A 2,863-nucleotide genomic window follows, 5' to 3' on the forward strand; every position below is an offset into this window, starting at 1 on the left:
GCATCGTTGCCGCGGCCCCGATCACGCCGATGGCGGCGGCACCGCTCAAAAGAAAGTCGCGACGGTTCATGACCAGTTCCTCCTGATGTCCTTTTGCCAAACTACACCGCCGCGCGGAAATCAAAAGCCGGTGACGGTAGCCCCTCGAACGAACACTCCGCGCCCTCCCACATCCGAATGCAGGCGGGCGCGAAGTGCACGGGCCAATTGCGGATCACGGGAGCGGGATCGTGCAATCGACGGAGGGTCCTTGCCGTCAGTTCGCCGGCAGCAAGCCCCTTGTTACATCTTGGGCAAAAGAACCTTGTCGATGACGTGGATGACGCCATTGGACTGTTCGACATCGGCGATCGTCACATTGGCGACATTGCCGTTCTCGTCGGTGACCGTGACCTTGCCGCCGTCGGCCTTGAGCGACAATTCGCAGCCGCCGACCGTCTTGACCTTGTGGGTGCCGCCGTCAGCCTTGGCCATCGCGGCCACATCTGCTCCCATCGCCTTGGCGCCGATGACATGGCAGGTCAGGATCTTGGTGAGCTTGTCCTTGTTTTCTGGCTTGAGCAGCGTCTCGACCGTACCGGCCGGAAGGGCTGCGAAGGCTTCGTTGGTCGGCGCGAACACGGTGAACGGACCGGCGCCCTGCAGCGTCTCGACAAGGCCGGCGGCCTTCACGGCGGCGACCAGCGTGGTGTGATCCTTCGAGTTCACGGCGTTCTCGACGATGTTCTTGTTGGCATACATGGCGGCGCCGCCAACCATCGGGTTTTCGGCGTAGGCGGCGGTGGCAAGGGCCGAAACGGCGATCGTACCGGCGAGCAAAAGGGTGGCGTATCTACGCATGATGTCGAACTCCTCGGGTTTTTCTCTTCCCATTCTTGGGGACGCGAGGAGATACGGAACAAACTCGCCCGAGTTTCAGAAATATTGTGATTCTTGATTTTATCCACGGCGCAGAGGGATTTCCCGAGCCATCGGCCGCCTGCCGACATGCTGTCTATGGGCATGTTCAGCGAAGGATAGACTTATGATAGTCTGTTGTGATTTTTCAGGTGAAGAGCCGGTCAGATGCTCTTCAGGTCGCCAGCGGCAACCACCGGTCCGGTCGGCTGTCCGGTCGGCGAACCGCCCGACGGCTCGAGGCTGACGGCAAGCACCGCGCCCTGGGCAAGCTTCTGCTGGGCCGCCGGCGAGACGACGATATGTGCCGTAGCACCGGTCGGAATGACGCCCATCGAGACCGGCGGGGTCTTGCCCTCGATCATCCACAGCTCGAAGTCCTTGCCGGAAGCACGCTCACCGGAGACATGCGACAGGCCGACTTCGTGATGCGCGGCGTCGTAGACGGCAAGATATCTGACGTCGCTGCCTTCGGCGGCCAGCGAAGCGACGAGGCGCGCCTGCGGCTGCTCGACCGGCGGGTTGAAGACGGGCACGGCGATGTAAATCGCCAGTGCCGCAACCGCGGCTGCGGCAAGGGCGCGCCAGAAGGCCAGGCTGGACCAAAGGCCGCCGCGCACTTCGGCGGGCCTGCTCACCGCGGCAGCGGTAGCGAACAGGCGGCGGTCGACCGCGGTCTTCACCGAAACCGGCGGCTCGACTTCCCGAAAGGCGGCGGCAAGCGGTGAGAGCCTGACCTCCCAGTCCTCGACAAGACGGGCGAAAACCGTATCCGCATCGATGCGGCGAGAGACGATCTGGCGTTCGTCGGCATCGAGCACGCCGAGAACGTACTCGGCGGCGAGCAGGTCGTCGCCTCCACGTTCCGGTCCTGTGTCTTCTGCCAGCGTCATCTTTCCAGGCATTCTCTGAGTTTCAACAGGCTGCGGCGCAGCCATGTACGCATCGTGTTCAGCGGCACGCCATGGCGCTCCGCCAGTTCGGCATAGCTCTCGCCCTTGAGATAGGCGCCCCGGACGGCTGCTGCCCGGTCCTTCTCCAGCTCATCGAGACAATGGTGGATACGTTCGGATTCGTCGCCCGCCACCGCCATCGCTTCAGGCCCCGGCGCCGGATCGGCCACGTCGAGCGCGGCATCGATGTCGGCGGCGGGGTTGCGCCGCGCTCTGATGCGATCGATCGCATGATTGCGCGCGATTGCCACCAGCCAGGAGATCGGGCTTAGATCGGAAACAGCAAAACGGTCGGCCTTCGTCCATATCTTGACGAAGACTTCCTGCAGCGCTTCTTCCGCGTCTCCCCGGTCGTTCAATACACGAAGACAGACGCCAAAAAGTTTCGCGCTGGTCTGCCGGTAAAGCAGATCGAACGCGGCCCGATCCTTCATCGAAGTCCGAACGATCAGCTTGGTGATGTCCTGCGGCGTCATTGCAGGCAAATTAGGCGATTGCCATGTATTTGCAACGACGGAAATAACCTTGTGCACGCCTAAGCTTTTGTGTGTCGCCGGCCCGGATCCGTCGGTCGATTGCCAATGGAATTGCCACTGGCTAGCTTGCCTTCATTGATGGGGGAGCGCGCATGTCGGTCGAACGGATCCTTTGGGAAGAAGATGCCACCGGCCTCGCCAATCTGGTCCGCAAGGGCGAGGTTTCGGCCGTCGAACTGACCGACGCCGCGATTGCCCGCGCCGAGGCCACCCGTCCCGACATCAATGCCACGGCCGAACCGCTCTACGATGCCGCCCGCGCCCGCGCCAAGACCGTCGACCCCTCGCTGCCGCTGGCTGGTGTTCCCTTCGCCATCAAGGATCTCGGCATCGCCATCAAGGGCGTGCCGACGCATGGCGGCAGCCGCATTCCGGCATGGCTGGCCGATGTCAATTCGGCGCTGACCGACCGCTATCTCGCTGCCGGACTTATCCCGATCGTCACCTCGACATCGCCGGAGCACGGGCTTCGATTGA

The 2,863-nt window shown here is 62.9% G+C and carries 5 protein-coding genes; 1 reads left to right on the plus strand and 4 read right to left on the minus strand.

Annotated features, from left to right (window positions below):
• From ENZ74_RS35835 to ENZ74_RS27670, 4 genes are all read right to left on the minus strand, one after another.
• Nucleotides 1-70: ubiquinol-cytochrome c reductase iron-sulfur subunit N-terminal domain-containing protein (locus tag ENZ74_RS35835; RefSeq protein WP_348630708.1), on the minus strand; the 70-nt coding region annotated here is incomplete at its 3' end.
• Between the two features lie 212 nt (nt 71-282).
• A complete protein-coding gene (locus tag ENZ74_RS27660; RefSeq protein ID WP_013528492.1) occupies nt 283-840 on the minus strand; it encodes a fasciclin domain-containing protein in 558 nt (185 codons plus the stop codon).
• A 221-nt stretch (nt 841-1,061) separates the two neighbouring features.
• Nucleotides 1,062-1,790: an anti-sigma factor gene (locus tag ENZ74_RS27665; RefSeq protein ID WP_127313141.1), complete on the minus strand. Its 729-nt coding sequence runs from the start codon at nt 1,788-1,790 to the stop codon at nt 1,062-1,064.
• Nucleotides 1,787-2,326: a sigma-70 family RNA polymerase sigma factor gene (locus ENZ74_RS27670; protein WP_063169719.1), complete on the minus strand. Its 540-nt coding sequence runs from the start codon at nt 2,324-2,326 to the stop codon at nt 1,787-1,789. The genes ENZ74_RS27665 and ENZ74_RS27670 overlap by 4 nt, the downstream gene beginning before the upstream one ends.
• Before the next feature lie 152 nt (nt 2,327-2,478).
• Here ENZ74_RS27670 and ENZ74_RS27675 point away from each other — a divergent pair.
• Nucleotides 2,479-2,863, plus strand: a 385-nt coding sequence (locus ENZ74_RS27675) for an amidase family protein (RefSeq protein WP_245471016.1), incomplete at its 3' end; no start/stop codon positions are given.

The sequence above is a fragment of the Mesorhizobium sp. M7A.F.Ca.CA.002.15.2.1 genome, assembly GCF_003998715.1.
Taxonomy (GTDB): Bacteria; Pseudomonadota; Alphaproteobacteria; order Rhizobiales; family Rhizobiaceae; genus Mesorhizobium; species Mesorhizobium ciceri.